General features: G+C 39.1%; 13 protein-coding genes and 1 pseudogene. 12 read left to right on the top strand and 2 right to left on the bottom strand.

The features are described from left to right. The first annotated feature begins 3 nt into the window (after positions 1–3). Genes ACP8HH_RS15845 through ACP8HH_RS15835 form a run of 3 tightly spaced genes read left to right on the top strand, consistent with a single transcriptional unit; the run spans position 4 to position 3,676 of the window. The gene (locus ACP8HH_RS15845) at positions 4–2,349 is read left to right on the top strand and encodes a xanthine dehydrogenase family protein molybdopterin-binding subunit (RefSeq protein ID WP_438312951.1); all 2,346 of its coding nucleotides are present in this window, start codon (positions 4–6) and stop codon (positions 2,347–2,349) included. After that, positions 2,346–3,182 (top strand): FAD binding domain-containing protein, encoded by an 837-nt coding sequence (locus ACP8HH_RS15840; RefSeq protein WP_438312949.1) that lies wholly within the window; start codon positions 2,346–2,348, stop codon positions 3,180–3,182. Before ACP8HH_RS15845 ends, ACP8HH_RS15840 begins: the two co-directional genes overlap by 4 nt. After that, positions 3,179–3,676, top strand: coding sequence for a (2Fe-2S)-binding protein (locus ACP8HH_RS15835; RefSeq protein WP_438312947.1), 498 nt, complete (start codon positions 3,179–3,181; stop codon positions 3,674–3,676). The genes ACP8HH_RS15840 and ACP8HH_RS15835 overlap by 4 nt, the downstream gene beginning before the upstream one ends. A gap of 33 nt (positions 3,677–3,709) precedes the next feature. On the opposite strand, the gene ACP8HH_RS15830 is transcribed toward ACP8HH_RS15835, so the two are convergent. Beyond that, complete coding sequence (locus ACP8HH_RS15830) at positions 3,710–4,096, bottom strand: hypothetical protein (protein WP_438312945.1); 387 nt, start codon at positions 4,094–4,096, stop codon at positions 3,710–3,712. Positions 4,097–4,387: 291 nt separating this feature from the next. Here ACP8HH_RS15830 and ACP8HH_RS15825 point away from each other — a divergent pair, with 291 nt between their 5' ends. Together ACP8HH_RS15825 and ACP8HH_RS15820 are read left to right on the top strand one after the other, a co-directional pair. Further along, positions 4,388–5,005 (top strand): NAD(P)-dependent oxidoreductase, encoded by a 618-nt coding sequence (locus ACP8HH_RS15825; protein WP_438312943.1) that lies wholly within the window; start codon positions 4,388–4,390, stop codon positions 5,003–5,005. A 98-nt stretch (positions 5,006–5,103) separates the two neighbouring features. After that, positions 5,104–6,837, top strand: a complete 1,734-nt coding sequence (locus ACP8HH_RS15820) for an ABC transporter ATP-binding protein (protein ID WP_438312941.1) — start codon at positions 5,104–5,106, stop codon at positions 6,835–6,837. Between the two features lie 71 nt (positions 6,838–6,908). On the opposite strand, the gene ACP8HH_RS15815 is transcribed toward ACP8HH_RS15820, so the two are convergent. After that, positions 6,909–8,069, bottom strand: coding sequence for a PstS family phosphate ABC transporter substrate-binding protein (locus ACP8HH_RS15815; protein WP_438312939.1), 1,161 nt, complete (start codon positions 8,067–8,069; stop codon positions 6,909–6,911). A gap of 171 nt (positions 8,070–8,240) precedes the next feature. Here ACP8HH_RS15815 and ACP8HH_RS15810 point away from each other — a divergent pair, with 171 nt between their 5' ends. The 7 genes and pseudogenes from ACP8HH_RS15810 to ACP8HH_RS15780 all read left to right on the top strand — a co-directional run bounded on the left by ACP8HH_RS15810 (position 8,241) and on the right by ACP8HH_RS15780 (position 17,685). Further along, on the top strand, positions 8,241–8,948 hold the full coding sequence (locus tag ACP8HH_RS15810; protein ID WP_438312938.1) for a ZIP family metal transporter: 708 nt from the start codon (positions 8,241–8,243) through the stop codon (positions 8,946–8,948). Between the two features lie 215 nt (positions 8,949–9,163). Beyond that, positions 9,164–10,252, top strand: coding sequence for an endospore germination permease (locus ACP8HH_RS15805; RefSeq protein WP_438312936.1), 1,089 nt, complete (start codon positions 9,164–9,166; stop codon positions 10,250–10,252). Between the two features lie 33 nt (positions 10,253–10,285). After that, a complete protein-coding gene (locus ACP8HH_RS15800) occupies positions 10,286–11,743 on the top strand; it encodes a spore germination protein (RefSeq protein WP_438312934.1) in 1,458 nt (485 codons plus the stop codon). Then, on the top strand, positions 11,736–12,887 hold the full coding sequence (locus ACP8HH_RS15795; protein WP_438312932.1) for a Ger(x)C family spore germination protein: 1,152 nt from the start codon (positions 11,736–11,738) through the stop codon (positions 12,885–12,887). Before ACP8HH_RS15800 ends, ACP8HH_RS15795 begins: the two co-directional genes overlap by 8 nt. 206 nt (positions 12,888–13,093) lie before the next feature. Further along, complete coding sequence (locus ACP8HH_RS15790) at positions 13,094–14,824, top strand: sulfate adenylyltransferase (protein WP_438312930.1); 1,731 nt, start codon at positions 13,094–13,096, stop codon at positions 14,822–14,824. A 247-nt stretch (positions 14,825–15,071) separates the two neighbouring features. Then, complete coding sequence (locus tag ACP8HH_RS15785; RefSeq protein WP_438312928.1) at positions 15,072–16,628, top strand: ABC-F family ATP-binding cassette domain-containing protein; 1,557 nt, start codon at positions 15,072–15,074, stop codon at positions 16,626–16,628. A gap of 331 nt (positions 16,629–16,959) precedes the next feature. Continuing rightward, positions 16,960–17,685, top strand: a pseudogene (locus ACP8HH_RS15780) (DUF421 domain-containing protein). Positions 17,686–17,851 lie beyond the last annotated feature (166 nt).

Here is a 17,851-nt window from a genome sequence, read left to right as displayed (position 1 = left end):
CAGATGATGAATAAAGTATGGACAACCGTTGGAAAACCTGAACAACGGATTGACGCGGTAGAAAAGTCGACTGGCAAGGTCAGATACGTAGGGGATTATTCGGCTCCTGGACTCATGCACGCGAAACTTGTGAAAAGTACACAAGCACATGCCAAGATTATTTCCATAGATACGACTGAAGCATGGAAAATGCCTGGGGTGCGCGCGATTCTTACTGGTGAAATGTTTCCGTATCATATTGGACCGATTTTAGCGGATCGTCCCTCTTTGGCATTTGAAAAAGTACGTTATTACGGTGAACCTGTAGCAATTATTGTTGCAGATCACGAACACCAGGCTAAACGTGCCACCGAGAAAGTGAAAATTGAATACGAACCTTTACCAATTGTGAACTCCGTGCAACAAGCATTTCAAAAGGATGCACCACTTGTTCATGAAAACGCTGAACAATACACGAAAATTATTGGCAATGTTTATCCTAAAGCCGGCACGAATATTGGGAGTCATATTAAAATTCGGAAAGGTGATTTTGACGCAGGTTGGGCGAGTAGTGAGGAAACAATCACAGCAACTTATTCGTTTAATCTTTCAGATCATGTCGCATTGGAAACAAGAAGTGTGCGGGTTGAAATAAATCCAACAGGTAAGGTTATTGTCCATTCCTGTAGTCAGTCTCCGTTTACAATCAAAAAAGTGCTTAACCAATTTTTTAATATTGACATTGGAAATATACTAGTTCACATTCCGATGGTTGGTGGAGCGTTTGGCGGGAAGGGAACTGTTCAGTTGGAACCTTTAGCATATTTGGCTTCGAAAGCGGTAGGTGGAAAACTAGTGAAATTGGAGTTCGACCGGGAAGAAGATATGACAACAGCGCCTGGTCGTATTGGTTTTGACGCAACCGTCCAACTTGGGGTAACGAAAGAAGGTAAATTAGTAGCGGGAAAATATACGTATTTAATCGATTCAGGTGCGTATACAGACCAAGCTGCGGGGATTACAAGGGCGGCGGCACTCGATTGTACAGGTCCTTATAACATACCTAATGTATGGTGCGATTCGTATTGTATGTATACGAATCATCCTTTTGCGACTTCATTTAGGGGATATGGACACCCGGAACTTACATTTGCAGTAGAACGAACAATGGACCAACTCGCGGCAAAGTTACACATCGATCCAATTCAGTTTCGTATTATGAATGGCATAAAGCCAGGGGATACAACTCCGACACAAACCGTTTTGACTGCGAACAATATAGGTGATTTGGAGAAATGCATTAACCGTGCCAAAGAGCTAATCCAATGGAACGATGGCCAAAAAAATGAAAGTGGTAAAAACAAAGTGCGCGCGAAAGGGATCAGTACGTTTTGGAAAACATCAACAACGGCAACAAATGCACAAGCAGGCGCGATAATCATTTTTGAAGCAGATGGTAGCGTGAATTTGAATTGTGCTGCTATAGAGTTGGGGCAGGGGACTAAAACGATTCTTGGGCAAATCCTAGCGGAAAAGTTAGGTATGGAAATGAATAAAGTTCATGTCACAATGGAAGTAAATACAGAGTATGATCCCCATCAATGGAGAACGGTCGCGAGCAGTTCAACTTTTTTGGCGGGACGTGCAGTTGTTTATGCTGCAGATCATGCAATAACTCAATTAAAGAAAACAGCCGCAGTTGTGTTGCAATGTTCTCCTGATGACTTGGATGTAGGTGGCGGAAGAGTTTACTTAAAACCTGATCCAACGTTTGGTGTGGATATTAAGGACATTTCCTTAGGGTATACGTATCCAAGTGGGCATTCAATTGAAGGCCAAATTGTCGGAGTCGGAAAACATATACAACGGCATTTAACACCGATGGATCAACAAACTGGTTTTGGTAAGCCGGGACCTTGGTGGTCGGTTGGTGTACAGGCTGTAGAAATTGAATTGGACACCCGGGATTTTACGTATACCATATTAAAAGGCGTCACGGTCCTTGACGGGGGAACCATTATTAACCCAATGACAGCAACACAACAAATGCGCGGGGGCATGTATATGGGCTTAAGTTACGCGACGAGCGAAAAGTTTGTCTTTGATAAGGACGGTGTTGTTCAAAACACGGATCTTCGAAATTATCCGATGTTGCGTTATGGTGAACAACCAGCGGAATATCACATTGATTTTATCGAGACTCCTGCGGTAGACGGTCCCTACGGTGCTCGTGGAATAGGAGAATACGGTGTTATTGGAGCACCCGCGTGCTTGGCGAACAGCCTTTCAATTGCAACTGGGGTGGAATTGAACGAATTGCCGCTTACACCAGAATCCATTTGGCACACTATGAAGGAGGGAAATAAATGATTTCTTTTGATTTCAAGTACTTTAAACCTTCTTCCGTTGCGGAAACAATAAAAACGTATAACGATGTTTGCGAACAAGGTGAAAAGGCCTTGTTCATTTCTGGCGGTACTGAATTTATTACCTTTGCGCGTGTGAATAAGATTCACACGGATGCGGTAATAGATTGTAAAGGAATTCCAGAATGCAATGTTCTGGAACAGCGGGGCGACAAATTAGTAATAGGAGCGGCAGTCTCATTAAACAAAATTGCAAATTCAAACCTATTTCCATTCCTAGGGGCAACTGTTAAACAAATCGCAGATCATTCATCAAGAAACAAAATTACTATTGGTGGAAATATAAACAGTGAATTGATATATAAAGAAAGCGTTTTACCTTTATTGCTAGTAGATGCCAACGTAAAAATAACGAAGGGGAACGATGAAGAGATTGTTTCGCTAACCTCTGTATTTGATAGGAAAATGAATCTTTCCTCGGGAGAGTTACTTCTTCAAGTCATTATTGACACATCCTACATCGACCTGCCGTATATAAGTCTTAAAAGAACGAAGTTTTCGAAAGTAGGTTATCCAGTCGTTTCAGTAGCGGCAATTGTTAAGGACAATCTGTTACGGGTTGCTTTTAGCGGTGTGTGTGACTATCCTTTCAGATCCGATGAAATGGAGAGAGTATTAAATGATTCTGTTTTCCCCGTTGTTGAAAGAATTGAAAAAGCACTGAATCATATCCCGTCCCAAATTGTGGATGACCTTCAGGGTTCTAGAGAGTATAGAGTATTTGTATTGAAAAATGTGTTATTGGACGTCATGGAAGAAATGGAGATGGGCGAATGAACATACAAAGCGGAACGTCTAAAGCTTTTATTCATTTACATGTGAACGGGGAAACACAGGAAGCGGTTGTTCGAAACGCGGATACTCTTCTGTATACTTTAAGGGAAAAGCTCGGATTAACGGGTGCCAAACGGTCGTGTGAAAACGGGGATTGCGGCTCGTGCACAGTACTTGTAAACGGAGAGCCAACACATTCATGTCTTTCATTAGCCGTTGAAGTAGTCCATCTACCAATCACGACAATTGAAGGACTTTTAGATTCACCTGTTCGAAAGGCATTTGTTGACAAATGGGCGATTCAATGTGGATTTTGCACACCCGGTTTTATCGTTAATTGTCATGCTTTAATAACCAATTGTCCGGATGCGAAGGAAGAAGTTGTGGAGGAGTGGTTGCAATCCAATATATGTAGGTGCACGGGATATCAAGAGATAAAAGATGTAGTGAATTCTTTATTGGTGTCAAGTGATAATTCCACAAAAAAAAACATCTAGGACTTTCAAAAATAGAAAGTCATTGATGTTTTTTTAACCTTTTTTAAAGCTTTGATTTCCACTATTAAGAGATTGAATAAGTTGTAGTGTCTGTGCCGCTTGCTCAATTTGTTGTTGTACTTGTTCTATTTGCTGTTGTTCAGCAGTCGTGGATTGTGTAATCGAGATGCCTTGCATATAATTTAGTTGCTGAACTGCTTGTTGCAATTGTTGCTGTGCTTGTTGCAATGATGCCAAGTCAGACATGGACGACATTTGCTGAAGCGATTGTACAGCTTGTTGCATGGCTTGCAACCCCATCTTCTTTTTGGTGTAAAATTGTTGTTCCACGAGCGATTGGTTTTCTTTCAACTGCTGTTGTTGCTGTTTCATTTGTTGTTCTTTAAAACTTTGTCCTTGTTGTTCAGTTTGCCTTTTCACATTAATTCCTCCTGACTGTAATCAGTTATTTTCTTATTAGTCTGCCCTAAAGAACAATTACTTATAATAAAATTAATGTCATAATTAATGAAGAAATAGGGTCGTTTTTTTGACGTTGTTTCACAAAAACTTAAACCTAGTTTACTAATAGCAATATGACGATAAATTGACACTACCCTTAGGTTGTAATACGCTGAAATATACATAAACAGAATGCATTTGCATTCATATAGTTAAAAATCTAGAATGTTTTAATTCAATGAAAATGTTAGGTTTTTTGGGGGAAAGACTATGAAAATAGCACTATTTGGAGCAACAGGAAGAGTAGGCAAGGAAGTTTTAAAAAAAGCACTGGCAGAGGGTCATGAAGTTACGGCTCTCGTTCGTTCACCGGAAAAGATGGAAGTACATGATCAGTTAACGATAATCCAGGGAGATGTATGTGATAAAAAAGCGGTAACAATGGCTATTTCAGGTGCAGATGCTGTGTTTAGTGCACTAGGTACAGACAAAACAACAACATTAACGGAGGCGGTTCCAAACATCATTCGAGCAATGAAGGATACTGGGATTCGTCGTATCGTTACAATTGGAACTGCAGGCATATTACAAAGTAGAAACGAACCCGATAAGTTGCGTTATGAAGCGGGGGATTCTAATCGTCGATTAACGTTTGCAGCGGAAGAGCATCATAAAGTTTATGAGCTATTACAGCAATCAGAACTCGATTGGACAATCGTTTGTCCAACATATTTACCTGAAGGCGGTGCACAAGGGAACTATCGTATTGAAAAAGACTTTTTACCTTCTAACGGTAAAAAAATCACTGTGGGAGACACGGCTTCATTTTCATATGAAGAGTTAGTTTCATGCAATTATCTGGGATCACGAGTGGGTATTTCTTATTAAAGAGAGCCTGGGGATGAATTTCTCGGTTTATTTCTCGGTAAATTACTCCATTTATATCTTTCATATAAATAACACTAAAAGAACGGGAGTTACAATTTATGCATAATGAAAAAGAAGGACTAAAACCGTTTATTTCTTTAATTTTGTCGACAAAAATCCCGAAAGTCGCATTAACGGTTGGATTATTAACAAGTGTTATTACGACGTTAGCGGGTCTCGTTGTTCCTTTATTAACAAAAAACTTAGTAGACGGTTTCTCGATATCTTCAATTAGTGCCCCGCTTATTATTGCAATTGGGGTAGCGTTCATTCTTCAAGCAATTGTGAGTGGTATCTCCCTTTATTTACTTACTGCGGTAGGCCAAAAAGTTGTAGCAAGTCTACGTGAACGCATGTGGCAAAAACTCGTACGATTGCCTGTTAGCTATTTTGATAAAACATCAAGCGGGGAAACCGTGAGCCGCGTCATCAACGATACAAGTATCGTAAGGGATTTAATATCAGAGCATTTTCCACGTTTCATAACTGGAATCATTTCCATAATCGGTGCAGTGACACTGTTGCTTATTATGGATTGGAAAATGACACTTTTGATGCTCGTAGCTGTTCCGATTATATTACTTGTGATGATTCCACTTGGTAAAAAAATGGTGAAGATCTCACGGGGTTTACAGGATGCGACCGCAATCTTTACGGGTAATATTCAGCAAACATTGGGTGAGATTCGTTTGATGAAAGCATCAACAGCCGAACAAAATGAAGAGGAAAACGGAATATCTGGAATTCAAAAACTCCTTGGATTCGGTTTGAAAGAAGCACGCATTATAGCCTTGATTGCACCTATTATGCAATTCGTAGTAATGCTTGTCATAGTAACCATTATTGGTTATGGTGGTATGCGCGTTGCAAGTGGTGCAATGTCTACAGGTACACTCGTCGCATTTTTGCTTTATTTATTCCAAATCATTATGCCTATAACTACTTTTGCAATGTTCTTTACACAATTACAAAAAGCAAAAGGAGCAACGGAACGTATTATCGGGATATTAGAACTTCCTTTGGAAGAAGGGCAAGATGGATTGGAAATGGATATTACAAACGAAACAATTCAAGTTTCAGATGTATCCTTTGCCTATAGCGAAGGGGAACCTGTTCTAAAGAATGTTTCATTTGAAGCACTTCCTGGGAAAATGATTGCTTTTGTAGGACCAAGTGGTGGTGGTAAAACAACGATTTTTGGTTTATTTGAGAGATTTTACGAACCGACCAAAGGCGCTATATTCATAGGGAATACTCCTATTAAAGATTTGTCCGTAGAATCGTGGCGGAGCCAAATCGGTTATGTTTCACAAGAAAGTGCCATGATGGCTGGAACAATTCGTGAAAACCTATGCTATGGGTTGAAAAAAGAAGAGAACGTTTCAGTAGAGCGATTATGGGAAGTTGCCAAAATGGCGTATGCTGACGAATTTATTAAGGAGTTTGCGGATGGACTGGATACTGAGGTGGGCGAACGTGGTGTGAAGCTATCCGGTGGTCAAAGGCAACGAATTGCGATTGCACGTGCCTTTTTACGTGATCCTAAATTGCTTATGATGGATGAAGCAACAGCCAGTCTTGACAGTCAATCCGAAAGTGTAGTTCAACAAGCGTTATCTCGGTTAATGAAAGGCCGTACGACATTGGTCATTGCGCACCGACTGTCTACAATTGTCGATGCGGATAACATACTATTTATTGAAAATGGTCAAGTTACGGGAAGCGGAACACATCAGGAACTCGTAAATTCACATGCACTTTACAGAGAATTTGCTGAACAACAATTGGCATAGTATTGAAGTGGGACTCGGGCTGAGTTTGGTCTTAATCCCATTTTTTAATTTTCAAAAACAAAACATTTCTTCTAGTTAACCGGCACATATCCTGACTTTTCAACTAAGAGCTGACCTTGCTTTGACTGGATCCAGTTAATGAATTCCTGTACGTTGTCATTTTTCGTTTGCGTGGTAACGATGTAAAATTCAGATGTCAGTGGATATGCATTAGAGCGGATGGATTCTTTTGTAGGTGCCACGCCGTCTATTTCTAATAATTTAATTTGATCATTCTTTACCATTTCAGTGGAATAAAATCGAAATGTGTATCCAATCGCATTTTTATAGTTTCTATACTCTGAAACCTCATTAATAATTCCGCCCATTCCACTTGAAATGTTCTCGTGCGGAGCTTTCATGATTGGTGTTTCGCCCATTAACTTCTCTAAAGCTGTTTGACTGCCGCTATCTGCCGGTCGCTGAAAAGCTCGGATAGGATCATTTGCACCACCAACCTCATTCCAACTAGTCACTTTTCCGGAATAAATATCTTTTATATCCGCGAACTTTAGTCCGTTTACTGTATTCTTTTGATTGGCGAAGAAAACAAAAGCTTCACGACCAATTGGTGTCATGTTTAATTCAAGGCCTTTTTGTTGGGCAATTTTCAACTGGGAATCAGAAGGTGCAGCAACAAATATCATATCTACTTTTCCAGTAAACAGATTGTTATACGCATCAGGGGTTGTATTCACCATAACCTCGCTATCAAAGGGGTCGTATTCCTTTTCCGGATAGGTTGCTTGCACGAATGCGGAGTAGAGTGGATATAGTGCAGTAGCACCGTCCATTTTTGGTAACTCATCGCTCAAACGTAACGTTGCGGGTTCATTTAAAGTGGCCACACGTGCATGCTTTGAAAACGGAGTATATTCAAATACATACACTTCTGCATTCATCGTTGGAATGCTGTTCTTATACGCATGCTGAATTGGAGAAATCATACTGACCATGATGGCTGCAGCTACAATGCTCAAAAAAACAATCTTCCGTCTCTTTGTTTGGAAGAAATGGAATAAGAGGAGTACGAACCAAATATACAACGAAATCGCAATTACAATAATTACCGGCACATACTCAACGTAACCGGATAATGCTGAAAATAAAAGAATAATAGCAGTGATGAAAGACATTCCAATCAATATAAAAACTGCATTCATAATAGCTGTGAATGTCGAATACTTCCTCATTTAGAATTCCCCTTTCTAGAACTTCTTTCATTCGTCTTAAAATTAGTATACTTGAACTTTTCATTTAATGGAGAACTTATAAAATGAACGAAAAGTATTTTCTTCCTGTATCATCATAATTCCAGTGCCGCTATCGTATAAAGATAGAGACTAAACTAGAAGGATGGTATATTGACGAATAATTGGCTGATTGGGTTTTTAGCTACTTTTGTTGGTGTTGGAATAGGAGGCTTAATCGCATATTTTATTAACGGATTTACTAGAAGTATAGGGACAATCTATGCGGTATGTACAGGGCTCATTTTAGGTTTGATCAGTTTTGAAATCGCACCTGAGGCCATTGAAATGGGGAATTGGGGCGTTTTTTTAGTTGGTTTTATTTTGGGTGCTTTACTGTTTAGGTTCCTGCATATAGGGGTTCATAAAAAGTCTGTGAATGCAAATAAACCCCATGGATCGACGCTCTTTTTGGCGGTTATATTCTTTCTTCATAATTTACCAATGGGTGTTGTTATTGGAACCCTAGAACAATCGGATGCTGGGCTATCATTATTAAAAGCCATAATCCTGCACAATATTCCCGAAGGTATGATATTATTCGCACCACTATTTTTGGCGGGTTCCAGAATTATAAAGATGCTCTTCATTTCTTTTGTTGTTTCTTCCCCTGTGGCAATTGGGGCACTTATAGGTGAAGTCATTCATTTAAGCAATGATTTACTGTGGTCTTTTTTAATGAGTTTGGTCGTAGGGATGATTTATATAGTGACGATGAAAGAAATTCTACCCGAATCCATTCGGCATTCTTCAAATATGTACAGTGTTGTAGTTGCGGTGATCACTTTCTTTCTAATGGGAGCTTATATTCTTTATTTTTAGTAATATACCTAGCTACATTATTTACAATAAATGATTCAAGAATTTAGAGTGTTAGTGATTAGTGAAGTAAAAAGGAGGAGGCATCGGAACAATTCCGATGTCTCCTCCTTTTTTGCTATGTTCAACGCTATTTATTCAGATCAAGGTTCTGTCGCTTATAATTCCAAATATTGTTGTCAAAGCTAATGGATATAAAAATATAAGAGGGTTTTCATATGAATCGAGTCGGTTCTATTAGTATTTTACACGTTATATTCCTATCAATGACAGTAATCGGTTTGAAAAACCATGTGACAATCATACCGTCCGTATTAAAAGGTGCGGGAAGAGATGGATGGATTTCCATTCTTTTAGCCGTATTAATTATCTTTCCATGGATATTTCTATTAGTTTACATCCATACTAAATCAAATCAGGAACCTCTTACGGATTGGTTGAAAATGAAGATTGGAAAATCTGCTACTGCAATTGTTCGCTATACTGTAGCCATTTTTTTAATTATTCTAGCCGCATTCACAATGGCGGAAACCTTGCAATGGGTGTCGGGAATGTTTTTACCGGATACACCGATGCCCCTACTGTTAATTGTGTATACCATTATATGTATTCTGCTTGTCTCAACAAACTTACAAACAATTGCTATGGTGAATGTGTTCGTTCTTTTTTGGGTAACAATTTTCGGGTTCTTTATTGCGTTTACAAATATGCAAATAAAAAATTACGAGTTGCTGCGGCCTTTTTTTGAACATGGCCTCCAACCTGTTCTTAAATCGGCAGTTTTCCCCGCGTCTGGGTTTGTAGAGATTTTGCTGTTTCTGTTTATTCAACAAAAAGTCAAGGACCGCTTTCGGTGGTATCATTTTGCAGTCATGCTTTTCATTTTAATGGGTTTAACATTGGGCCCCACAATTGGTGCAATTACAGAGTTTGGCCCAATTGAAGCTACCAAACAAAGGTACCCCGCCTATGAGGAATGGAGGCTTGGGTCGATTGGGGCTTTTATTCAACATTTTGACTTTTTATCGATTTATCAATGGCTAACGGGTGGGTTAATAAGGGTGGGGTTATTGCTTTTTATTGCGGCAGATTTACTGAATATGACGGGTGACAGAATACGTATTGCACGAATTCTTGGTCCTGCATTTTTCTTCGCGACATTGTCCTTATTTCTTCTGAAAGACCATGTATTTACTAAGATTAAGGGAGACTATTTACTTGTTGGTAACTTTCTGTTCATGTTGGTATTATCTTTGTTTTTAGGAATCGTTGCTATATTTTCCGGAAAAAAGTCTAAGAAGGTATAAGCATAAAATCGATACAGAAAATGGTGAATAGATATGCAGTCTGCTGAAAAGGAATTGGATATCAACACCTTACAAAAGTTATTTCAAAAGTCCGCGGATGTTCTGTTTCAAGAGTATATATTTAATAAGCGTAAGATTACGTTCATCACATGTGATGCAATGATTGACCTACAACTGTTGAATGAAGTCATTGTAAAACGTGTAGAACTTTTTATTGACGAGTTGAAGAAAAGCCCTGTTGATAAGGACATTCTTGTGAAATTACACATTCCTAGTATTAAACAAGTGGAAGCATTAGAAGATGTTATCTCGCTCGTTTACAACGGACATTTGCTGCTCTATTTTGAGGATGAAGGAATACTAATTTCAAGTAATATAGCTAAAAAACCAAATCGAAGTCCTGAGGAAACAAAAATAGGCCCGCCCATAAAAGGACCTAGAGATAACTTCATTGAAGACATTTCCGTAAATATTGCTTTAATCCGAAAGCGATTGCCAACCAATTCGTTATGTGTGGAGAAATTCGAATTAGGTCAACGATCACAAACGACAGTTGCCCTTTTATACTTTGACGATATTGCGAGTAAAGAAATTTTGTACGCTATAAAAAAACAACTGGAAAAGGTGGATACAGACATTGTATTAAGTGGTGACTTACTGATGGAATTAGTGAATAAAAGCGGGAAGTTGTTCCCAATAAATGATTACACGGGAAGAGCGGACAAGGCTATTCAATCACTTGTTAGAGGACGTTTTCTTATTCTTGTGGATGGGGTAGCGTATGCGATTATTACACCGGTTAATTTATTTTTATTATTAAAAGCGGGCGAAGATAATGAGACTTCCATTGTTTACAGTTCTTTGGAAAGGTTATTGCGTGTACTTGGTATGGCGGTTGGTATACTTTTACCGGCATTTTGGCTTGCTTTGACAACGTTTCATCAAGACCAACTGCCTTTGCAATTGTTATCTACAGTTGTACAAGCAAATAAGGGACTGCCGTTTCCTTCTGTAATTGAAATGTTACTTATGCTTGTTATGTTTGAGTTGTTTCGAGAATCCGGCTTACGTCTTCCATCTGTGCTTGGAGGATCGATTGGCGTAGTAGGTGGATTAATTATTGGAGATGCGGCCATTCGGGCTGGGATAACAAGTCCGGCTATGATTGTTATAATCGCAACTTCAACGATTGCAACATTTACATTGGTGAATCAGACGCTTGTGATGACAGTGAGTGTATTGCGGATTTGTTTCATATTACTAACGGCGCTGCTGGGCTTGTTCGGATTCTATATGTCCTTCTTTTTGATGGTGCTTTACTTATCAAATATTAGAGTCTTTGGTGTTCCGTATTTGAATATTTCAACGGATTTAAGCTGGGATACAATTAAAAAAACTCTTATGCGCGTGCCACCTGAAGACTATAAAAACCGACCCAATGAGTTAAGCCCTAAGGACGCGACTCGGGCTAGAGAGGGGAAAAATGGATAATAAAAAGTTTGTTTTGTTGTTGCTGTTAACGCTAATGCTAGCGGGTTGTTGGGATAGCAGAGAACCCGAAAGAATGCTTTATGTCAATGCGCTCGGTGTGGATTTTAAGGACGACAAATACGAGGTCTATGCTCAACTGATTAGTTTTGCCAATATCGCTAAATCAGAACAGCCTACAACAGATCAACCTCAGGCTGAGGTTGGCTTTGCTTCAGGGAAATCACTAGATGAAGCTCTTTTTAATTTGTATCATTCAATCGATCAAAGGGTGTTTTGGGGACATTTTTCTTACTTAATAATATCCGAAGATGCGATGAAAAGCGTGAAATTTAATCCTGTAATTGATAATCTTGTCCGTTATAGGGAAACACGGTATCAAATTTGGGTCTATGTTACAAAAGACCCGGTGCAAGATCTTCTTTTAGTAAAACCGATTCTCAATAAAGCCCTCACGTTGTCTAAGCTTGGCAATCCTGAGGACAGCTATAAGCAGGAATCTTATATAAAGCCAGTAAATTTCCGAGAGTTAATTATCGGAATGGACGAACCTGGCCACGAAGCGTTGATCCCTTTAATTAACATAGAAGCAAATTGGGAATCGATGCAAGAGCTCATTGAAGCTCCGGTTTTGTCGGGAGTAGGTGTGGTGACAGCAAACGGTTTCAAAGGATTCATTGAAGGGGATAAAGCTAAAGGAATCCAGTGGATGACAAACGAAACGAAAAGAGGACAGATTACATTTAAAACAAATGATGATACGCATACAACGACGATTATCGATCATGTGAAGGTGAACATACAACCGATAGTGGAAAGTGGAACGGTTCGATTCGATGTAGCTGTAGATTTGGAAGCAACCGTAGGCATCATTGAAGGAAAAATGACAGCTCACGAAATTGAAAAGGGAGTAAAGAAAGAAGCTGAAAAAGAAATTATAGCCACTTATGAAGAAGCACTGAAAATGGACGTTGATATCTATCGTTTTTCGGAGCAACTGTACCGGAAAAACATAAAAGCATGGAAAAAACACCAAAAGGATGGAAAGATAGAATTAAACAAAGATTCGATTCGCAATCTGACTGTGCATATAAGTAAGTTAAAATCGTCTAGAAAATCATATAAAGAAACGATTGAAAAAAAGTAACTTCAGTATAATTAAAATATATAAATTCAATAAAGGGTGTCGCCTTTAAGTAGTAAAGGTGACACCTTTTTTTGTTCATTTTGAAGGTACTACCAAAATTTTTAGTCTTCTTATTAATGCGAAGGTATGGTAATATTCAGAATAGATAAGGTTTTATTAATATCGAGAAATGCTGATTTTGCATTATAATAAGGGGGAAAGAGATTATGACTAATACAGATACTAATAGATTTGCCGACTATCCACAACAGCCACATGGCGGTAAATTGATTGATAAAGTACTTACGGGTAAAGAGCAAGAAGAGGAATTGGTAAGAGCAAAACAACTGCCAACGATTATGGTAGATATGGAAGCGGTTATTACACTTGAAATGATTGCGACGGGAGTTTTGTCTCCGAACGAGGGCTTTATGAACGAGATTGACTATAAGTCAGTGCTTACAAAAGGTCGATTGGATAATGGTTTAATATGGCCAGCACCGCTCAGTTTTGCACCTATTGGAAATCGCAATAAAGAGGTTGTTCAAACATTATCGGTTGGCGATGAAGTGACACTTGCCGACGAAAAAAACAATCCTGTTGCGATCCTTCTAATAGAAGACATTTTTGAATATGATAAAGATTATCGTGCGTCTCATCTATTTGGCACGACGGACCGAAATCATCCAGGCGTAGATGCTGTTTTTAGACGTATGGGTGATATTGCTTTAGGTGGACCTATTAAACTGTTACAACGAGTAGACTGGGGACCATTTGAAAAACTGAGATTAGAGCCAAAAGATACTTGGCATGATTTTTACGAGGTAAAGAAATTTCGTTCGACAGCTGGTTTTATTACCGGGGCTAATCCTTTACATCGCGGACATGAATACATCCATAAAAATGCATTGGAGGAAATCGACGGTTTACTTCTGCAACCTTTAGTTGAAATGGCCAAGCGCGAGTATACACGTCATGAATTCCGAATGCTTTCCTACAGAGCCGTTTTGGACACGTATTACCCAAAAGGTCGATCCATTTTAGCACCACTCAGAGTAACGTATATTTTTGCAGGACCCCGTGAGACTGTGTTACATGCTTTAATCATGAAGAATTATGGCTGTACACACGCTCTTATTGGTCGGGATCATGCGGGAATTGGGGATTATTATGATAAGTATGCAAGTCATAGTATATTCGACGAGTTTGATCCAGTCGAGCTTGGGATAGACGTTCGTTTATATCATGAGGTCTTCTATTGTACACGTTGTGATAGCCCCGCTACCGGTCAATCCTGTCCTCACGACGAGCGTTTTAGAATTAATATTTCAGGAACGGGTATCCGAGAATTGCTGCGTCATGGTATTATGCCACCGAAAGAAATTGTTCGACCTGAATCAGCAAGAATTGCCATGCAGGGAGTACAACCTAAAGGGTTAGACGAAAGTGGAAATGCGATTTTACCTGTAGGAAAAACAATTAAAAGTATTTTTCCATTTTACTTGGAAAGAACTAGGCTTGGTGGCGGAAAACGTCTGACACCGATAACAGTGGAAGAGTTGACCAATCAAGATCTAGAGGCAGCAAACTTAGATGTACGTTCCAATGCGGATCGAATTTATAAAGACATTTTTGACGAGTACACAAGTGTTGGAGATACAAATCGTAATTTACAACCTGAATGGATAACAGATGCTCGGGAATCTTTACAGACACAACAGCAAATGGTCATTCAAGATTTGGAGGAAAAAGTAGATCAAGCTCCAGCTACCGCGTCGGATGAATTCATGTACCAAGATAAAGAAGAATCTCAGCATGAACTTGAAGTCGCTAAAAGGATTCTTACAGAAATACCTAAGGTTCTTCACTCAGAGGATTTCCAATCTAGGACGTGGAATATTCTACCATACAAACGTTATCGAGGCAGTGATGAACCGAGCGAAAATAATCAAAAGTAATCCGTAATAGGTATCAAAAATCCGCTAATTGGGCTTCCCGTTGGCGGATTTTTGTATTCAAAATCTAGAAATTAAGAATGCAGATTATTGCACTGAGTTTGCCGGAGAAAATAACGTTTTATGCAAATTCAATACAAGTGCTATCGCCATGTGCAACTTATATATATAATGTAAAAGATGCGATTTGTTGAAGTAGTATACGGTTTCGCATGGTAGTAATTATTCTAAAGAAAAAGGTGTTTTATATATGAGTTTATTGACTGTAACGAATTTAAGCCATGGCTTCGGAGATCGTGCGATTTTCGAGGATGTCTCTTTCCGTTTATTGCAAGGAGAACATATTGGGTTGGTTGGTGCGAACGGGGAAGGAAAGTCCACGTTCATGAATATTATCACTCGCAAGCTCGAGCCTGACGAGGGAAAGGTCATTTGGGCGAAGCGAATGAGAGTCGGTTATTTAGATCAACATGTTGCGCTAAAACAGGGGATGAGCATCCGTGATGTGCTACGAACGGCATTTCAATTTCTTTATGACCGCGAAGCAGAAATGAACGCACACTTTTCCAGGATGGGCGATGTAGATGCGGATGAACTAGAGGTACTTCTTGAGGAAACTGGCCAGATTCAGGAAGAACTCACACACAATGATTTTTACATTATTGATTCAAAAGTTGAAGAAGTGGCAAACGGACTTGGATTGGATGAATTCGGTTTGGACCGAGACGTTCATGATTTAAGTGGGGGACAACGTACAAAAGTACTTCTTGGTAAATTGCTGTTGGAAAAACCGGAAATACTGTTACTCGATGAACCGACGAACTATTTGGACGTCGAGCATATTGAATGGTTACGCAATTATTTACTGAACTATGAAAATGCATTTATTTTAATTTCCCATGACATTCCTTTCCTAAACAGTGTTGTGAAACTTATTTATCATATGGAGAACCAGCAAATTACTCGTTACGTCGGGGATTATGATGAATTTTTACGTGTGCATGAAATGAAGAAACAGCAAGTAGCGTCCGCTTTCAAAAAGCAGCAAAAGGAAATTGCAAATCTAAAAGATTTTGTAGCCCGAAACAAAGCGAATGCGGCTACGAGTCGTATGGCCCAGTCCCGCCAGAAGAAGTTGGATAAGTTGGATGTTATCGAATTAGATGCGGAAAAGCCGAAGCCTCAGTTCGACTTTAAACTCGCACGGACTCCAGGAAGATATCTATTTGAAACGAAAGAACTCGTAATTGGGTATGATGAACCTTTGTCGAAAGCGTTAGATCTTTCAATGGAACGCGGACAAAAAATCGCATTGTCGGGGGCGAATGGGATTGGAAAAACGACTCTACTAAGAAGCATTCTTGCAGAAATACCAGCACTGGCAGGTACTGTCGAGCTTGGAGAACACTTGGCAATTGGCTATTTTGAACAGGAGTCGAAGGTGGAAAACAACAATACATGCCTTGAAGAGATTTGGTCAGAATTTCCTCATTTCACGCAATATGAAGTACGTGCAGCTTTGGCACGATGCGGTTTGACAACAAAGCATATTGAGAGCAAGGTGAAGGTGTTAAGTGGAGGCGAACGAGCGAAAGTACGGCTCTGTAAATTAATCAATCGCGAAACAAATCTTCTTGTGCTCGATGAGCCGACAAATCACTTGGACTATGAGGCAAAAGAGGAATTGAAACGTGCTTTAAATGAATACAAGGGCAGCATCCTGCTCATTTCACACGAACCTGACTTTTATGAAGATCTTGTAACAGATATTTGGAATGGCGAGAATTGGACAACTAAAATGTTTTAAGGTTGTGCAGAAGTAAATACTTGGGTTTATGAGAAAGTGAAAATTCACTGCTCTAACTTTCCACTGCTTTGCACCGAACGGAAATTCGGGAAATGTCTCGAATGGGTTTCATAATGTATTTAATTATTAGTGGTGTCATCGTTTGGTTTTTTGGATTTGTTTTGGTGAAAGATATGCAAGGTGGAACCCGAGTCGGGTGTTCCATCTTTTTTATGTTTAGGGAACAAATCTGAAAGTAAATGTCTCGACTCTATTCTGCGCAATTATTGCGTTTCACATATTTATTGGTTTATCGGTAATAGTAATTAGTAATAACTATAGATATCCAAGGATGTGTAAACGAATGGAGTTTTTTTTCGCTCAAGAGTCACTTTCTGCAATTCAGTGGTTTTTACGAGCAATTTTCTCATTTCTTTTTTTAATACTCGCAACGAGGCTAATGGGTGAACGGTCAATATCTCAATTGCGACTTATTGATTTTACAATTGCGTTAATATTGGGGAACATTTTAGCCCAGCCTTTAGCTGATGAGCAACTAGGGATGAAAGGTGCTTTAATAACGACAACTTCATTGATAGGCTTATACCTCTTTTTTGTTATATTAAGTTTAAAATGGGGGCGATTTAGAAAATGGTTCGAACCATCTCCATATCCTGTGATTAAAAATGGCGAAATAATTTATACGAATTTAGCAAAAGCCCGAATTACAATCGATCATCTATTATCTGAATTGTGAAAAGAAGAAATCGATGAAGTAAAAAATGTCGCATTTGCACAATGGGAGCCGGATGGAACGATTTCGTTTTTTCTTTCCCCAGAGCTCCGAGCCTTAACACCGAAGGACATGCAATTGTTTGCAAAACCATTTGCCTTTTCAACAGTGGTTATTAAAGAGGGAAAAATTGATTTGGAAGAATTGCAACGATTGGGAAAAGAACTGGATTGGCTAAATAAGGTGATCTCAATGAGGAACCTTCAAATACATGAAATCTTACTAGCGACACTGGATATGAATGAAGAGTTAGTCGTTTATTTATACGAAGGACAAGCAGAATAAGTCATTTGTTTTCTGGTATGGTTGTGATTCAAATTACAATAGTATGGCATTTGGCATTGCACTCACATTGGTATTATTGAGGAATCAAAGCATATTATACGAGGAAAAGATGTTTAATAAAGAGGGAAAGAGTGAACACTAATTATAATAGTTCAAATCTTCTGAA

The organism is Sporosarcina sp. FA9, from assembly GCF_051550205.1.
Lineage (GTDB): Bacteria > Bacillota > Bacilli > Bacillales_A > Planococcaceae > Sporosarcina.
This window is presented reverse-complemented; position numbering and strand designations above follow the sequence as displayed.

Coding starts and splice junctions, on each gene's coding strand:
- ACP8HH_RS15845 (WP_438312951.1), top strand. CDS start 4: ATGATGAATAAAGTATGGACAACCGTTGGAAAACCTGAACAACGGATT.
- ACP8HH_RS15840 (WP_438312949.1), top strand. CDS start 2,346: ATGATTTCTTTTGATTTCAAGTACTTTAAACCTTCTTCCGTTGCGGAA.
- ACP8HH_RS15835 (WP_438312947.1), top strand. CDS start 3,179: ATGAACATACAAAGCGGAACGTCTAAAGCTTTTATTCATTTACATGTG.
- ACP8HH_RS15825 (WP_438312943.1), top strand. CDS start 4,388: ATGAAAATAGCACTATTTGGAGCAACAGGAAGAGTAGGCAAGGAAGTT.
- ACP8HH_RS15820 (WP_438312941.1), top strand. CDS start 5,104: ATGCATAATGAAAAAGAAGGACTAAAACCGTTTATTTCTTTAATTTTG.
- ACP8HH_RS15815 (WP_438312939.1), bottom strand. CDS start 8,069: ATGAGGAAGTATTCGACATTCACAGCTATTATGAATGCAGTTTTTATA.
- ACP8HH_RS15805 (WP_438312936.1), top strand. CDS start 9,164: ATGAATCGAGTCGGTTCTATTAGTATTTTACACGTTATATTCCTATCA.
- ACP8HH_RS15800 (WP_438312934.1), top strand. CDS start 10,286: ATGCAGTCTGCTGAAAAGGAATTGGATATCAACACCTTACAAAAGTTA.
- ACP8HH_RS15795 (WP_438312932.1), top strand. CDS start 11,736: ATGGATAATAAAAAGTTTGTTTTGTTGTTGCTGTTAACGCTAATGCTA.
- ACP8HH_RS15790 (WP_438312930.1), top strand. CDS start 13,094: ATGACTAATACAGATACTAATAGATTTGCCGACTATCCACAACAGCCA.
- ACP8HH_RS15785 (WP_438312928.1), top strand. CDS start 15,072: ATGAGTTTATTGACTGTAACGAATTTAAGCCATGGCTTCGGAGATCGT.